Genomic DNA, 14,689 nt, shown 5'->3' with positions numbered 1-14,689 from the left:
GAAAAAGGTTCACACCGACAGGAGCCAAATTGGCAAATACCTCTAGCCCCAGGACTAATTCGAAAAACAAAGCCGGAATTGAGCCTGAGGCGGTGAGCCCAAGAGCCAAAAAAACAAAGGAAAAAGCACCAACCGCCTTGAGGACATTTGTCCTCGACACCTCTGTGCTGTTGTCCGACCCCAAAGCAATGTTCCGGTTCGCCGAACACGAAGTTGTTTTGCCAATCGTGGTTATCAATGAGCTTGAGAAAAAGCGCAATGATTTGGAGATTGGATTCTTTGCAAGAAAGGCACTGCGCCTTCTAGATGATCTTCGAAAAAAGCACGAGCGACTTGATTTCCCGGTGGAAGTAGGCGACGGCGGGACTCTGAGAGTAGAGCTGAACCACATTGAACAGAGCATTTTGCCAACCGGGTTTCAGCTGGGGGATAACGATTCCCGTATTTTGGCGGTAGCGGCGAATCTTCAAAACGAAGGTTTCCAGGTGACGCTGGTTTCCAAAGATCTACCGATGAGAGTAAAGGCGTCGTCCATCGGACTAAACGCTGAAGAGTACCTCCACGAGCTGGCAACCGATGAGTGGAGTGGTATTGCTGAAGTTTCGCTTTCTGGCGATGACATGGCAAACCTTTATGACAACGAGGAATTGGTTCATGAGTCGGCCAAGGAGTTGCCGATGAACACCGGCCTGGTTCTGGTTTCCGAAAGAGGAAGCGCGCTGGGTCGAGTTGGTGAGAACCGCACTATCCGCCTCGTCAAGGGCGATCGAGAGCTTTTTGGTCTTCATGGGCGCTCGGCAGAGCAAAGACTCGCCATAGATTCATTGCTGGACCCGGCAATGGGCATAGTGTCGCTGGGGGGGCGAGCGGGAACCGGAAAGAGTGCACTAGCACTTTGCGCGGGCCTCGAAGCAGTTCTGGAAAGACGCCAGCACAAAAAGATTATGGTCTTCCGTCCGCTATACGCCGTTGGCGGTCAGGAGCTGGGTTACCTGCCTGGCACCGAAGCCGAGAAAATGAACCCCTGGGCGCAGGCCGTTTTCGACACCCTCGGCGCACTTGTTTCTAAAGAGGTAATCGAAGAAGTCATGAATCGTGGCATCCTCGAGGTATTGCCGCTAACGCATATTCGCGGTCGGTCACTTCATGACACCTTTGTGATTGTCGATGAAGCACAGTCGCTTGAGAGGAACGTTCTTCTCACAATGTTGTCGCGGGTTGGTCAAAAATCGCGCGTTATTTTGACCCACGATGTCGCTCAACGCGACAACTTACGAGTTGGAAGGCACGACGGAGTCGCTTCAGTCGTAGAGAAGCTCAAGGGCCAGTCAATCTTCAGCCACATCACTCTGACTAGATCCGAACGAAGCGAAATTGCAGCTCTTGTAACCGAGCTGCTTGATTAGTAACTGGGGATAACCCAGAGCAGCTTCATCGGTTTGGTTCTAGCTTGTAGTCATGTCCGCAGGTTATTTATCTCTGGTCCCGATGGCACTAATTGCTGCCCTTTCCATCCCACTGTCAGTGACTGACATTAGAGAACATCGACTTCCAAATAGGTACACCTATTTCCTGATTGCAACTGCCATTGCTGGAACGCTGCTTGCCAGCCTCGTTGGGGCTTTTTGGCTGGCCTTTGCGTCCGGAATCGCCATGGGAATTGTCACTGCTTTTGTCGGATACTTGCTTGCTAGATTCGGCGCCATTGGAATGGGCGATGTGAAACTTTTGATTGCGATGCATATCTGCCTGGGATGGCATTCGCCGGTTTTGGTTTTGTTTTCGCTAAGTCTTGGCTTGGCGTTGGCAAGCGCAATCGGTCTTATTGGTTTAGTAATTGGAAAACTAAATCCCCGCACACTTATACCGTTAGGCCCATATCTGCTGATTGGGTTTTTGGTTGTTTCATATTCACCGGTGTCCGCGGTTATTACTGGGGAGGCCTTGTCATAGGAAGTACCGCCAACAGTTGGTCGAGTTGCGCGAGGCTCAGAGTATCGCCGTCGACATAGCCCAGATCAAGCGCAGCCTGCTTCACCGTGACGCTGTTCGCCACCGCGTGCTTAGCAATCTTTGCCGCCGCTTCGTAGCCGATGACTTTATTCAAAGGTGTGACTATGGCAGGTGATGATTCTGCGAGCGCTTTGGCTCTGTCCTGATTCACCAATAGTCCATCAATTGTTTTGTCGGCAAGAACCCGCATCGAGTTGGAAAGCAGTCTGATTGATTCGAGAAGCGCATTTCCCATGACCGGGATAGCAACGTTCAACTCAAAGTTACCACTCGCACCGGCCCAGGTCACGGTCGCATCGTTTCCAATAACTTTGGCGCAAACCATCAGCACCGCCTCCGGGATAACCGGATTTACTTTGCCTGGCATGATTGAGCTACCGGGCTGAAGATCCGGAATCTGCAGTTCGCCGAGTCCAGTGTTTGGGCCAGATCCCATCCAGCGAATATCGTTGTTGATCTTAGTTAGGCTCACCGCCAAAACCTTCAGCGCACCAGATGCCTCTACTAATGCGTCTCTTGCACCCTGCGCCTCAAAGTGGTCACGGGCCTCAGTAATTGGCAGTCCAGTCTCCTTGGCCAGATGGCTAATTATTGCCTGGGGGAAGCCCTTTGGTGTGTTGATGCCAGTGCCGGTGGCGGTGCCGCCCTGCGGGACCTCACTAACTCTTGGAAGGGTCGCTTCGACGCGCTCGATTGCGTATCGGATTTGCGCAGCGTAGCCAGCAAATTCCTGTCCAAAAGTAACCGGAGTGGCGTCCATCAGGTGGGTGCGGCCAGGCTTCACAAGATCAGTCCAAGCCAGTGCCTTTTTTTCAAGATGTCCGGCTAGGTAATCAAGTGATGGCAGCAGGTCTTTGATTAGCGCGCTAGTGATTGCGACGTGAACCGAGGTTGGAAACACATCATTAGAGGATTGCGACATGTTCACATGATCGTTTGGGTGAACCTCGGATCCCAGGTTAGTAGTAGCCAAAGTAGCTAGGACCTCGTTCATGTTCATGTTCGAGCTAGTGCCACTGCCGGTCTGAAATACATCTACGGGGAAGTGCTCATGATGTTCGCCGGCGATAATCTGGTCAGCAGCAAACTGAATTGATTTGGAAATGCTCTGGTCAAGAATGCCCAGCTGAGCATTTGCAAGCGCTGCCGCTTTCTTGATTCTGGCCAGTGCGATTATCTGTTCTTTTTCTAATCTGGTTCCGGAGATTGGAAAGTTATCAACCGCACGTTGAGTTTGAGCGCGGTAGAGAGCGTCTTTGGGAACTTTTACTTCGCCCATCGTGTCTTGCTCTATGCGGTATTCCATCAATCTCTCGCTATCTGTCTAATTAGATTTTTCCACGATGTTCGACTACGTGGACTTCACCAAGCTCTAGTTTGTACTGTGCTCCGACGATAGCAACTCGACCTGCCTGAATTGCCTCACGAATGACCAAGGATTTCTCTGTAATTTCTTTTACGGTGTCCTTGATGTGACGGTTAGTAAATTCGTCGATTGAAGTCTCTCCAAGTGCGAGTCCACGCTCTATGGTCGGAGTAATTCGGTTCACAATATTGTGAATAAATTCGCCTTTTGCAGCAAGCTTCCCCTCTTGAGCGGCAATACCAGCCTTGATTGCGCCGCATTGATCGTGGCCGAGTATCAGTATTAGGGGAACGCCTATCACTTCAACTGCGAACTCCAGAGATCCCAGAATCGTCTCTGCCAACACTTGTCCGGCATTTCTAATAACGAATAAATCTCCGAGCCCGACATCAAAGATCATCTCGGCTGCAAGCCTCGAGTCTGAGCAACCAAAGACCGCTGCAAATGGGGTTTGCTCACTGGCTAGCTCGCGCCGTTTCTCAGCGTCTTGATGCTTGTGCTCTGGGAACCCAGATACGAAGTTCTTATTGCCCCGCACAAGCTTGCTCCAAGCCTGCTCGGAGGTCACAACTTCGGCCATGTGTTTCCTAGTTAATGTCAGATGAAATAGCCTTTGCCAACTTTTCAAAATCGGCAGTAACGGCTGTTCCATAGATTACAACCACAGAATTCTCTAGTCGGTGCAAAAGCGCATATTCAGTGGTCCCAGGGGGGGAGGACGGGTTTATTGTTGGCCAAATTTCCCAAGTCAATCCCGAAAGTTCAATTTGTCCGTCCTGGAAGTTGCTGCTTAGTAGCGAGCTCTCCCAAGAAGGATTGGTATCAAAGGCTTGGGAAAGACCAATGTACTGGTTGTCCTCGGTTACGAATCCGACATACCAACTGACAACTCCGAGAGTTGTCTCCAAGCGTGCGGCGTTTGCCCACCAGTCCGAGGGGACCTCCGGGCTCAGAGCTTGCTGCCCGAGCGACTCCGATGCGTCAATGGAAATCGTCTGGTAATCCACCGCCGCGATTCGATTGCTGTCATCTCTCGGGACACCCAAATAAATTGCTGCCACCAGACCCATGGTCACTATTAGTGAAAGCACCAAGTTTCGTATGGTTTGCTTTGCTCTGCGTTGCGCTGGGGTGAGGCTCACTTGGTCTGACGCTCCTTGGAAGCCTTGTCTAGTTTCTTGCGAGCGCCACTGAGCCACTCTTCGCAGTGCTTAGCAAGAGCCTCACCACGCTCCCAGAGGGCCATTGAAGACTCAAGGCTTACATTCTGCTGCTCCAGTTGCTGAACGACTTCCTGTAGCTCGTCTCTGGCCTGCTCATAGCTCAGTGAACTAATTTCTTTTGACATCTCTCTCCCTAACCTGTTTTACCGTTGCTGAAATTTCCTGGCTGGCTGAAATGACAATAAATTCTTCGCCCTTTTTAGTTTTATTGAGTACTTTGCCATCGGCCGAAGTTATTACGGCGTAGCCGCGCTCTAAAGTCAATTGTGGCGAAAGGGATCTTGCGCGCGCGTGCAGCTGTTCAACCTCGGAAGTGCTCCGTTCGATTCGGAAGCCCAATATCTCGCCAAGCCTTCTGGTTGCTTGGGTCAAAATCTCTTGTTGGTTATCAACGAAACCGAAGGGGGATGCCAAAACCGGCCGTGACCTAAGCGAGGCGATGCTTTGCTGCTGGTTTTCAACTAATGACGACATTCGAAACCAAATTCGTTCTGCCGCATTGGAGAGCTTGGAAAATTCCTCTGCGATATCTGGGACAACTCTTTTAGCGGCATCGGTGGGCGTTGATGCTCGGAGGTCCGCAACTAAATCCAAAAGTGGCTGGTCATTCTCGTGGCCTATCGCGCTGACTATCGGTGTGGTGGCTGCGGCAGCAGCCCGCACGAGCCGCTCGTCACTGAAGGGCAATAGATCTTGGAAACTTCCACCACCGCGGGCAATTATTATCACGTCAACATCAGGCATTAGATCGAGTTGCTCAAGGGCCAAAATGATCTCTGCCACAGCTCGATCTCCCTGAACCAGTGTGTTTATGACTTCGAATTCGACCTCGGGCCAGCGCAGTTTGGAGTTTTGAAGAACGTCTTTTTCGGCGTCAGATTTTGCTCCGGTAATGAGCCCGATCTTGTTTGGCAAAAAAGGGAGAGGCTTTTTTAGGCTCGCATCAGTCAGGCCTTCGGAAATTAGTTGCAATTTGAGTTTTTCGATTCGCTCGAGAAGCTCTCCGAGTCCAACCTTGTGCATTTGAATAACTCGCATCGTAAGCTTGCCGTTTTTCGGCCAGAAAACCGGCTGCACAAGCGCTACCACTCGGTCACCCTGACTGAGTCCGGGTGCTATCTCAGCGCTGGAGTTTGCAAACGCGTGTATTTCAATTGAATTTTCGATATCTAAATCGCGGATTGACCCAAACATGTTGGTGCCACGCTCAGTGAACGACTGCAATTCTCCTTCAATCCATACTCTCCCGAGTTTCTCAATCCAGTCCTTCAGTGATTTAGATAGCGTGGAAACCTGCCAAGGGGAATGCTCAGTGCTAACTTTGGATTGCAACTCATTACCGACTGCTTGCTCCAAACTGACCTCCTTGCTGGGGTTTGTAGAATTGAATGGTGACCCTAATCAACAATACCGACCTAAAAGACACTGGCTCGAACAAGAAAGTTCTCCTAGCGGCCCCTAGAGGCTACTGCGCAGGAGTCGACCGAGCGGTGATCGCGGTTGAGAAAGCTCTGGACCACTACGGTGCCCCGGTCTACGTGCGTAAGCAGATCGTCCACAATAAACACGTCGTGCGCTCACTAGAGCGTCGTGGAGCGATCTTTGTGGAAGAAGTCGATGAGGCGCCCGAGGGCTGCGTCATGATTTTTAGCGCCCATGGTGTATCTCCGGCGGTAGTTGCGATGGCCGAATCCAGAAACCAACAGACCATCGATGCGACTTGCCCCTTGGTAACCAAGGTCCACCGTGAGGTTCAGCGTTTTGAAAAAGAGGGTTACGACATTCTCCTAGTTGGCCACGAAGGTCACGAAGAGGTTGAAGGAACCGCCGGTCAAGCTCCAGGCATCGTTCAGCTAATCGACGGCAATGACGACATAGCGAAGGCCAAAGTGAAAGACCCGAGCAAGGTCATCTGGCTTTCTCAAACTACGTTGTCGGTCGATGAAACGATGGAAACTGTCCTAAAGATTCGCGAGAAGTATCCACTCTTGGAGAATCCACCCAGCGATGACATTTGCTACGCAACCCAAAACCGACAGGTAGCCATCAAGAAAATAGGCGCCGATTCTGATCTTGTGATTGTCGTTGGATCAGCAAACTCCTCTAACACCGTCAGGCTCGTAGAAGTTGCCCTCGAGGCCGGAGCAAAAGCAGCCTACCGAGTCGACTTTGCATCAGAAATTGAGGAATCTTGGTTTGAGGGCGTTGCAACAGTTGGAGTTAGCTCGGGCGCATCGGTACCTGAGGAGCTTGTTTCTGACGTGCTTGACTACCTGGACGAAAAGGGTTTTGGCAACGTTTCGACCGTTACCACTGCCGAAGAGGACATTCAGTTCTCGCTGCCAAAGGAGCTTCGCAAGGAGCTAAAAAGCGCAGGCCAGGACACGTCCAACAAAAAGCGCTAATTACCTCTAAAGAAGTTTTTTAGAAAATTACCAGGCGGACTTGCCTGCGGAACCCAGCTGCGTGGCGGCCTGAATAACTCGAGAAGCCATTCCTGCCTCCGCGGCAGCTCCCCAGTTTCTGGGGTCGTAAAGCTTCTTGTTTCCAACTTCGCCATCGATGCGCAAGACGCCATCGTAGTTTTTTAGCATGTGGTTTACCACTGGCCGGGTGAATGCGTATTGGGTATCGGTGTCGATGTTCATCTTGATTACACCGAATGAAACAGCATCGGAAATTTCTTTGTCAGTCGATCCGGAACCGCCGTGGAAGACCAAGTCAAACGGGCTCTCCTGACCGTATTTCGCGCCAACTTCGCGCTGAATCTCCTCGAGTAACTCAGGTCGCAGGTGGACGTTGCCTGGCTTGTAAACACCGTGTACGTTGCCAAAAGTTAGTGCTGAAAGGTATCGCCCTTTTTCTCCCATACCCAGCGCTTCGATCGTCCTGATTCCGTCTTCGACAGTTGTGTAGAGGTGCTCATCGATTGCACCTTCAACGCCATCCTCTTCGCCGCCAACCGCGCCCACTTCAATCTCAAGAATCGCGCCCACGTTGTGGGTTTTCGCAAGTAGCTCTTTGGCAATAACCAAGTTCTTATCCAGTGCGATTGCCGATCCATCCCACATGTGGGAGTTGAAAATTGATTCGCCGCCGGACCTAACCTGCTCGGCCGAAAGCTCCAATAGCGGCCTCACGAATCCGTCAAGTTGATCTTCTGAGCAGTGATCGGTGTGGAGAGCGACTTTGATGTCATAGTTTTTAGCAACCTCTTTAGCAAAGGCAGCAAAGGCCAATGCGCCGGAGACTCGGTGCTTTATTGTCGAACCCGACCAATAGTCTGCTCCTCCGGTGGAGACCTGCAAGATGCCATCGGAACCGGCTTCTTGCAAGCCGGCAAGAGCTGCATTCAAGGTCTGCGAGCTTGAGACATTCAGGGCTGGATAGGCAAAACCTCCGGCTTTGGCGCGGTTCAGCATCTCGGAATATTCGTTGGAAGTTACAACTGCCATGATATTTGCTCCTTAGGGCTTTGCTGGCTCACCAAGAAGGTGATCTCGGTTTGGATTTTGGTCAACAGTCGCTGAAACGAGGTTCTCAATACTTTGGAGCCCACTGGTTGGTTGTTGGACTTTAGCTGCTCCCCATTGAACCGCTGAGGAGATACCTTCGGCAATGTCGAACCCGACCCCGTAGGCGGTTTCGTCTACTGGATGGGTGGCTAGGGCCGCTAGGAATCCAGCAATAGTCGAGTCTCCAGCTCCCACGGTGTTGATGACCTTCACGGGCGCTGTCCGGGCATGGATCGCGTGCGAGCCTGTGACAGCAATGATTCCGTCTACGCCCAGCGAAGCCATCACGCAGTCGATGCCCCAGCCGTTTAGTTGGCGAGCCGCGTCAATAACATCGCCAAAGGTGCTGAGCTCTCTACCGACACACTCTGCTAGTTCGTGAGCATTGGGCTTCATGATTGTGGCGCTACCATTTTGAGCCCAGAATCGAAGTGCGGGGCCGGAGGTGTCAAGCACAACTCGAACACCAAGTTTTTTTGTTAGATCAAATAGCGGCTGAAGGTCTATTGCCTTGCCTGTCTCCAGTATCTCCGGGTGAGCACCGGCAACAACCAGCCACTTGGCTCCGGTAGCCACCAAGGTCTCCTCGGTGAGCCTTAGGACGTGATCCCAGTCGACTTGCTTTAGCGGTCTTGGGTTTTCATTTATTTTTGTGGTTGGTCCATTTTCTTCGACGATTGTGGTTGAGACACGGAGTGTTCCTTCAATCCAAAGTGGCGTGAGAAATTCAGAACCGGTGCGCTCCAGAACTCCCGTGTCTGCATCCCCAATGGGCACGATGCCAGGGGCTTCGATGTTCGCAAGTCGCAAGGCTCTAGAAACGTTGATTCCCTTACCGGCTAGCTCTTCGCCTACGCGAGCGGCGCGGTTTACACCACCGGCTTCGAGGTTGCTTACGAAGTAGGTTCTGTCGAGGGTTGGCGCAGGTGTAAGTGTGACTATCGAGGTACTGCCTGCCATGATTACTCCTTTAAGGTGGGGTAGTAAATACTGAGATTCCACTCACATCTTTGTAGGCGCGTCCTCAACACTATAGCGATAAGCGCTCAGTCGTCGGAAAGCTCCTTGGAGGTCATTGCGGTTGGAGATTCTTCGATTTGCTTGGGCTCGCTAATCGAATCGATGCCAAGCTCATTCTCGTCAAGATCGTTAAGCTTCCTGGCGGTGACGAGCATTCTGGATTCCAGGCTGGACACAAACGCGTTATAGGACTTCACCGTTGAGGTGAGTTTGTTCCCAAGGTCTGAGGTGAGAGTGGCAAGTTTTCCAACTCGTTCATAGAGCTCCCGGCCCAGTTTTATCATTGAGCGCACTTGAGACTCGTCTGCGTTTTGGCGCCAGATGTAGTTGATTGTTTTCAGAACGGAAAACAGTGAAACCGGAGATGAGAGCGCGACGTTTTTCTTGAATGCGTATTCCATTAGCGCAGGGTCTGAATCCAGGGCGGCAGAAAGCAGAGACTCGCTTGGTAGAAAGCAGATTACGAAATCTGGAGATGAATCCAAGCCTGTCCAATAAGCCTTACTGCCCAAGTCATCAATGTGTTTTCTTACTGCCGCGACGTGGTCTTTAATGAGCCGGCCCCGCCTGCTGGCTTCTTCGCCGGTTGCAAGCTCCGAGATAGCGCTGGCTTCTTGATAGGCGCTGAAGGGAACCTTGGAGTCGATAGCCAACGACTTGCCGCCGGGAAGGTTGATAACCATGTCGGCCCGACCCATACCGGTGTCAGTAGTGATGGTTGCCTGCTCGGAAAAGTCCGCATGCTTGATTAGACCAGCAAGTTCAACCAGTTTTCGAAGTTGAGTCTCACCCCAAACGCCCCGAAGGCTGTTTGAGCTAAGTGCCTGGGAAAGCTGCTGGGTTTGCTTTCTAAGATTCTCATCGGTTTCGACCGCGGTTCTCAACTGCTCGGAGATGGAGCTGAATTGCTCAGTTCGCTCCTTCTCTAGGCGCTGGACAACATCATGCATTTGTTGAAGCTGTTGCTTTACAGGTCCCAGTTGAACCAAAACTTTATTTTCCTGATCTTGCTGATTGGCCTGAATCACAGCGGCCTGGTCGGCCTTTAGAAGCTGAGCACGAAGCTCTTTTTCTGTTGCCTCTAGACCGGCAAGCTTGCTTCCGAGTTCTGGGTCAGATCCAACGATTTTTCGCTTCTGGTATCTGATGCCGAATCCGGCTCCAATTATCAGGCCCAATAGCAGGGCACTGACGCCTGCCCAAATGGCTGTGCTGCTTGCAATAAGTCCAGTATCCATAGTCCCAAGTATCGCAGTGGGGTCAGACTAATAAGGGCTTAAAACGCTGCTTGGTTTTGATTAGCAAGTCCTCTAAAGAGTCCACTTCGTGACGGTTGGCCATATCCAGCGCAATCCTTGCGCAGGCGTCCGCATCCGCCAGCGCATCGTGGTGAGCAAATTCTTCGTGCCCGATTGCATAGGCGACTGCGTTTAGGCGATAACTGTCTAAGTTGTAGGTCTTCCTGGACATGAGTAGCGTGCAGCCATAGCTCAAGTTCGGTAGATCAAATGACACGGCCGCCGCTGAAGCACGAAGCACCCCCATGTCAAAAGCGGCATTGTGAGCCAGAAGCGGCAAACCGTCTGTGAAAAGCAATAATTCTGGGAGAACTTCCTGCCACTCAGGCGCATCCATGACATCTTCCGGTTTAATTCCGTGGACCCGGATATTTCCCTCGTGGAACCAGTTATTTGGAAAAGGTGGGCGAAACAACATCGACAGCGTTTCGGCTATTTGGCCGTCCGAGACCCGCACGAGGCCAACTGCGCAAGGGGACGCAGGCGAGGAATTAGCTGTTTCGAAGTCAATGCTTATGAATTCCATGGCCACGCAACAAGTATGAGGCAATAAGCTTTGCCGGTGGCCCTAACTATCGGAATCGTCGGCTTGCCCAATGTTGGCAAGTCCACCCTGTTCAACGCACTCACTAAAAACAACGTCTTGGCGGCGAATTACCCATTCGCCACAATTGAGCCCAACATCGGCGTTGTTAACCTTCCGGACCAGCGTTTGAAGAGGTTGGCGGAGATTTTTGGTTCGGAGCGAATCCTTCCGGCAGCAGTCTCCTTTGTTGACATCGCTGGAATCGTCAAGGGCGCATCAGAGGGCGAGGGGCTTGGAAATAAGTTTCTGGCAAACATTCGTGAGGCGGATGCAATTGCTCAAGTAGTTCGTGGATTTGCCGATAGCGACGTCATTCACGTCGAAGGCAAGGTTGATGCCGGTGGAGACATCGAAACAATTAACACCGAATTGATTCTTGCCGATATGCAAACTCTAGAGAAGGCAAGACCAAGACTTGAAAAAGAAGTCAAGGGTAAGAAAGTCGATCCGTCGGTGCTCGTAGTAATAGATGAAGCACTGGCTTGCCTAAACGGCGGGACTCCACTTTCGCTTTCAAGTATCGATTTAGAGCCAGTTCGAGAGCTTGGCCTGCTGACCGCTAAGCCAATTTTGTTCGTGTTCAATGTTGACGAGGAAGTTCTTGGCAGCCCAGAGCGACTTCGGGAACTGGCGAACCTAGTGAAACCTGCTGAGGCTGTGTTCTTGGATGCCAAGGTCGAATCCGAACTTATCGATCTGTCTCCGGAAGAGGCGAATGAGTTGCTTGCGTCTCTCGGGCAGAACGAGTCGGGTCTTGACCAGCTTGCGAGAATTGGGTTTGAAACCTTAGGTCTTCAGACTTATCTAACTGCCGGGCCAAAAGAATCTAGAGCCTGGACCATTCCCAAGGGCGCTAAGGCTCCCCAAGCGGCTGGCGTCATTCACACGGATTTTGAAAAAGGGTTCATCAAGGCCGAGGTTGTTTCTTTCAATGATCTAGACAGTGCGGGTTCCATGGCGCAGGCCAAATCGCTCGGCAAGGCCAGAATCGAAGGCAAGGACTACACAATGCAGGATGGCGATGTTGTGGAGTTCCGCTTTAACGTTTAGCCAGATCTAAAAATTACTCTGATCAGGCGTCTAGCGGATACGACGACATCCGCCGATACGAGTGCAGGCTGCTTAGAGCATCGCCGCCAAATCTCCTCCGATTGATGGGTAAACGGCGGTAGTCGACCTCAACTGTTTCGTGGTCAGGCCGTGTTTCATGGCCAAGCTAATGGTGTTGGCAACTTCGGAATAGTGGTGACCGAAGAGATGAGCACCGATGATGAGGTCCGTGTTTTTGTCAATCAGGATCTTGGTCGCCCCGGCTGTCTCTCCAATCCGGTAGTTCGAATACCAGCCACTGGTATCGGAGTAGCGCACGTCAACGTTGAAGCCTTCCGCGCGGGCGTCATGCTCGAGCATGCCGACTCGCACGAGTTCGGGAATTGTGAAGACGGCAGCGGGTATTGCCCGATAATCCGGTGTGATCTTGTCAGATTTGAGCATGTTTGATGCCGCGACCTTGGCCTCAAACACTGCGACCGGGGTCAGGGGCATGCCGGGAGTGTCCGCGGAATCGCCTGCCGCGTAAACATGAGGGTTCGTGGTGCTTTGCAGGTGGCCTAAGACAGTGATGCCCCGATCGCCATAGGCGACGACGCCGGCATCGAGGCTCATGCGGGTGAGATCCGGAACACGCCCAGCACCGTGCACGACGAGGTCGGTTTCGATCGTGGTTGTTTCCTCACCGCGTTGCACGGTTATCTGAAACCCCTGTGGGATCTTCACCACGCTGACTATCTTCGTGTTGCGTCGGACGTGAACCCCGGCGGTTTCGCCGCGCTTTAGAAGAAGTTCGACGAGGTCGGGGTCGAATTCTTTCAGAGGGATGTCACCACGGTCAAGAATCACGGGGGAGCTTCCAGCTCGCGCTGCGATGTGTGCGAACTCAAAGGACACGAGGCCACCGCCGATGAACGCGATCCGGGGTGGCAGATTCGGTAGATTCAGGAAGTCAGTGCTGTCGATGAGGTGCTCATGCCCGGGAAAGTCGAGTTCGCGAGGACGGGCGCCGGTTGCGATAAGGATGTTGCTAGCCTCATAGATGCTGCCATCGATGTCCACGTGCGTGTCGTCGGTGAACGCCGCCTCTCCATGGAGCGTTGTCACGCCTTGTGAGCGAAGGTGTTCTTCCATGTTTTTCGGAACGGGGTCGGTGAAGCCGTGTTTGTGCTTCATCAAGTCAGCCCAGTTGATGGTGAGTTGATCACCATCAATGCCTTTGCCCTTGAGCAAACGCGCGGCATCAACGATTTCTGCTCCGCGGCGCAGGATTTTCTTCGGGTCGCATCCGCGAAGCGCGCAGGTTCCTCCGTAGGGAAGTGCATCGACGATGGCGACCCGCCGGCCCTGCGAGGAGCTCTTGGTTGCAGCTGCCATTCCGGCCACTCCAGCACCGATTACGAGTAAGTCGAATTTGTCGGTCATGATGCAAGCATTGCACGCCCATGACACTTGGTGGAGCTTGGCTTTTCCCCTTAGAAAGAGATTGACAGCGAGTTAGCCGCTTCGTGCATCTTTGAGATTGCCTCGTTCTTTTCGGCCCTTTAGTAAACCAACCTCATACGAAGTGACGGCAATTATGGTGACAGCAAGCAGTGGCAAGATAAACCACAGCATGATAATCGTGAAGCCTTGGGCCGAATCGTGCTCTGTTGATGCCAGCACGAGATAAAGAGTGTAGGCGGCATAGAGTGCCACGAACATCACGCCTTCCCAACGCGCAATTATGAAGCCGGTGAATGCAATTGGCAGCAGTGCAACTGCCGCAGCGAGCATTAGAGGAAGGTCAAGTGCGATCGCTGCGGAGGGGACAGGAATGCCCTGGCCGAAAATAACAGCCGGCAGCCCAAGCACTAAACCGATGTTAAAAAGGTTGCTCCCGACGATGTTTCCAACCGCCATGTCTCTTTCTCCGCGCCTGATTGCAATGATCGAGGTTGCAAGTTCTGGCAACGAGGTGCCAAGGGCGACAACGGTAAGTCCAATAACCAGGCTGCTCACGCCGAGCCCGGTAGCAATATTTACGGCACCCGATACCAACAATTGAGCTCCAAGCACCAATAATCCAATCCCGACCGCAAGTAAGGTTACGGCCAGCCAAAGTGATACGGGTTTGCTATTAAGAGGAAGCTCATTTGGCTTGTCATCGGGCTCGATAGCAGTTCGCCTGCCGATTAGGATGCTCATGATTATGTGGAAAATAAGAACGGCAAGTAACAACATCCCATCGAAGACGCTTATCCTGCCATCCAGGCTCACCAGCACAAGCAACAGAGATAGCCCCACCATTACCGGAATATCGAACCTAATCAGCTGACGTTTAATGACCAGCGGACTGATGATCGCCGAAATTCCAAGAATCACCAAAATATTCACAATATTGCTACCCACGACATTGCCCACAGCTAGGTCAGGTTCGCCATCCAGAACCGCCCCAACCGTTACCGCAAATTCAGGAGCGGAGGTGGCGGCAGAGACAACTACCAAACCAATTACCAGTGGAGATAATCCCACTTTGGAAGCAAGTGTTGATGCACCACGAACAAGAGCCTCGCCTCCCGCTATTAGAAGTATCAAACCGGCTATAACCATCAAAATGTCGGAAATATTCACGTTTG

15 protein-coding genes are annotated in these 14,689 nt (G+C 52.1%); 4 read left to right on the top strand and 11 right to left on the bottom strand.

Features of this window, described 5'->3' with window-relative positions; translation table 11 throughout:
- The first annotated feature begins 29 nt into the window (after positions 1–29).
- Together phoH2 and IMCC13023_RS06140 are read left to right on the top strand one after the other, a co-directional pair.
- On the top strand, positions 30–1,406 hold the full coding sequence (gene phoH2, locus IMCC13023_RS06145; RefSeq protein ID WP_040325302.1) for an RNA 5'-3' helicase PhoH2: 1,377 nt from the start codon (positions 30–32) through the stop codon (positions 1,404–1,406).
- A 52-nt stretch (positions 1,407–1,458) separates the two neighbouring features.
- The gene (locus IMCC13023_RS06140; protein WP_007542396.1) at positions 1,459–1,953 is read left to right on the top strand and encodes a prepilin peptidase; all 495 of its coding nucleotides are present in this window, start codon (positions 1,459–1,461) and stop codon (positions 1,951–1,953) included.
- On the opposite strand, the gene IMCC13023_RS06135 is transcribed toward IMCC13023_RS06140, so the two are convergent.
- The 5 genes from IMCC13023_RS06135 to xseA are packed head-to-tail and all read right to left on the bottom strand — an operon-like array spanning position 1,931 to position 5,958.
- Positions 1,931–3,319, bottom strand: coding sequence for a class II fumarate hydratase (locus IMCC13023_RS06135; RefSeq protein ID WP_007542395.1), 1,389 nt, complete (start codon positions 3,317–3,319; stop codon positions 1,931–1,933). The genes IMCC13023_RS06140 and IMCC13023_RS06135 overlap by 23 nt on opposite strands.
- Before the next feature lie 22 nt (positions 3,320–3,341).
- Complete coding sequence (locus IMCC13023_RS06130; protein ID WP_007542394.1) at positions 3,342–3,959, bottom strand: carbonic anhydrase; 618 nt, start codon at positions 3,957–3,959, stop codon at positions 3,342–3,344.
- A gap of 7 nt (positions 3,960–3,966) precedes the next feature.
- A complete protein-coding gene (locus IMCC13023_RS06125) occupies positions 3,967–4,521 on the bottom strand; it encodes a DUF4245 domain-containing protein (protein ID WP_007542393.1) in 555 nt (184 codons plus the stop codon).
- Positions 4,518–4,727, bottom strand: coding sequence for an exodeoxyribonuclease VII small subunit (locus IMCC13023_RS06120; RefSeq protein WP_007542392.1), 210 nt, complete (start codon positions 4,725–4,727; stop codon positions 4,518–4,520). The genes IMCC13023_RS06125 and IMCC13023_RS06120 overlap by 4 nt, the downstream gene beginning before the upstream one ends.
- Entirely contained in the window at positions 4,711–5,958 is a 1,248-nt protein-coding gene (xseA, locus tag IMCC13023_RS06115) for an exodeoxyribonuclease VII large subunit (protein WP_007542390.1), read from the bottom strand. The genes IMCC13023_RS06120 and xseA overlap by 17 nt, the downstream gene beginning before the upstream one ends.
- Positions 5,959–5,990: 32 nt before the next feature.
- On the opposite strand from xseA, the gene IMCC13023_RS06110 reads away from it, so the two are divergent.
- Positions 5,991–7,007, top strand: a complete 1,017-nt coding sequence (locus tag IMCC13023_RS06110) for a 4-hydroxy-3-methylbut-2-enyl diphosphate reductase (protein WP_007542386.1) — start codon at positions 5,991–5,993, stop codon at positions 7,005–7,007.
- Positions 7,008–7,034: 27 nt separating this feature from the next.
- On the opposite strand, the gene fbaA is transcribed toward IMCC13023_RS06110, so the two are convergent.
- The 4 genes from fbaA to IMCC13023_RS06090 form a co-directional block, all read right to left on the bottom strand.
- Positions 7,035–8,057 carry a class II fructose-bisphosphate aldolase gene (gene fbaA / locus IMCC13023_RS06105; protein WP_007542384.1) on the bottom strand — a complete coding sequence of 341 codons (1,023 nt, stop codon included), beginning with the start codon at positions 8,055–8,057 and terminating at the stop codon, positions 7,035–7,037.
- Between the two features lie 12 nt (positions 8,058–8,069).
- A complete protein-coding gene (locus IMCC13023_RS06100) occupies positions 8,070–9,077 on the bottom strand; it encodes a 1-phosphofructokinase family hexose kinase (RefSeq protein WP_007542383.1) in 1,008 nt (335 codons plus the stop codon).
- Positions 9,078–9,163: 86 nt separating this feature from the next.
- Positions 9,164–10,375: a DNA recombination protein RmuC gene (locus IMCC13023_RS06095; protein ID WP_007542382.1), complete on the bottom strand. Its 1,212-nt coding sequence runs from the start codon at positions 10,373–10,375 to the stop codon at positions 9,164–9,166.
- A 22-nt stretch (positions 10,376–10,397) separates the two neighbouring features.
- Positions 10,398–10,961, bottom strand: a complete 564-nt coding sequence (locus IMCC13023_RS06090; protein ID WP_050816767.1) for an exonuclease domain-containing protein — start codon at positions 10,959–10,961, stop codon at positions 10,398–10,400.
- Positions 10,962–10,997: 36 nt separating this feature from the next.
- Between IMCC13023_RS06090 and ychF the strand changes: the two genes are divergently transcribed.
- Entirely contained in the window at positions 10,998–12,071 is a 1,074-nt protein-coding gene (gene ychF, locus IMCC13023_RS06085; protein WP_007542378.1) for a redox-regulated ATPase YchF, read from the top strand.
- Positions 12,072–12,143: 72 nt separating this feature from the next.
- Here ychF and IMCC13023_RS06080 read toward each other — a convergent pair whose 3' ends face one another.
- Both IMCC13023_RS06080 and IMCC13023_RS06075 read right to left on the bottom strand, forming a co-directional pair.
- A complete protein-coding gene (locus tag IMCC13023_RS06080; RefSeq protein WP_007542376.1) occupies positions 12,144–13,496 on the bottom strand; it encodes a dihydrolipoyl dehydrogenase family protein in 1,353 nt (450 codons plus the stop codon).
- Between the two features lie 72 nt (positions 13,497–13,568).
- Positions 13,569–14,684 carry a calcium/sodium antiporter gene (locus IMCC13023_RS06075; RefSeq protein WP_007542373.1) on the bottom strand — a complete coding sequence of 372 codons (1,116 nt, stop codon included), beginning with the start codon at positions 14,682–14,684 and terminating at the stop codon, positions 13,569–13,571.
- Positions 14,685–14,689 lie beyond the last annotated feature (5 nt).

Origin of the sequence: Candidatus Aquiluna sp. IMCC13023, from assembly GCF_000257665.1 — a bacterium.
GTDB lineage: Bacteria > Actinomycetota > Actinomycetes > Actinomycetales > Microbacteriaceae > Aquiluna.
This window is presented reverse-complemented; position numbering and strand designations above follow the sequence as displayed.

What these genes read in the sequence shown, in the direction of transcription:
- IMCC13023_RS06120 (WP_007542392.1), bottom strand. Translation starts at nt 4,727, where the DNA reads ATGTCAAAAGAAATTAGTTCACTGAGCTATGAGCAGGCCAGAGACGAG.
- IMCC13023_RS06140 (WP_007542396.1), top strand. Translation starts at nt 1,459, where the DNA reads ATGTCCGCAGGTTATTTATCTCTGGTCCCGATGGCACTAATTGCTGCC.
- IMCC13023_RS06080 (WP_007542376.1), bottom strand. Translation starts at nt 13,496, where the DNA reads ATGACCGACAAATTCGACTTACTCGTAATCGGTGCTGGAGTGGCCGGA.
- IMCC13023_RS06090 (WP_050816767.1), bottom strand. Translation starts at nt 10,961, where the DNA reads ATGGAATTCATAAGCATTGACTTCGAAACAGCTAATTCCTCGCCTGCG.
- IMCC13023_RS06100 (WP_007542383.1), bottom strand. Translation starts at nt 9,077, where the DNA reads ATGGCAGGCAGTACCTCGATAGTCACACTTACACCTGCGCCAACCCTC.
- IMCC13023_RS06135 (WP_007542395.1), bottom strand. Translation starts at nt 3,319, where the DNA reads ATGGAATACCGCATAGAGCAAGACACGATGGGCGAAGTAAAAGTTCCC.
- fbaA (WP_007542384.1), bottom strand. Translation starts at nt 8,057, where the DNA reads ATGGCAGTTGTAACTTCCAACGAATATTCCGAGATGCTGAACCGCGCC.
- IMCC13023_RS06110 (WP_007542386.1), top strand. Translation starts at nt 5,991, where the DNA reads ATGGTGACCCTAATCAACAATACCGACCTAAAAGACACTGGCTCGAAC.
- IMCC13023_RS06095 (WP_007542382.1), bottom strand. Translation starts at nt 10,375, where the DNA reads ATGGATACTGGACTTATTGCAAGCAGCACAGCCATTTGGGCAGGCGTC.
- IMCC13023_RS06130 (WP_007542394.1), bottom strand. Translation starts at nt 3,959, where the DNA reads ATGGCCGAAGTTGTGACCTCCGAGCAGGCTTGGAGCAAGCTTGTGCGG.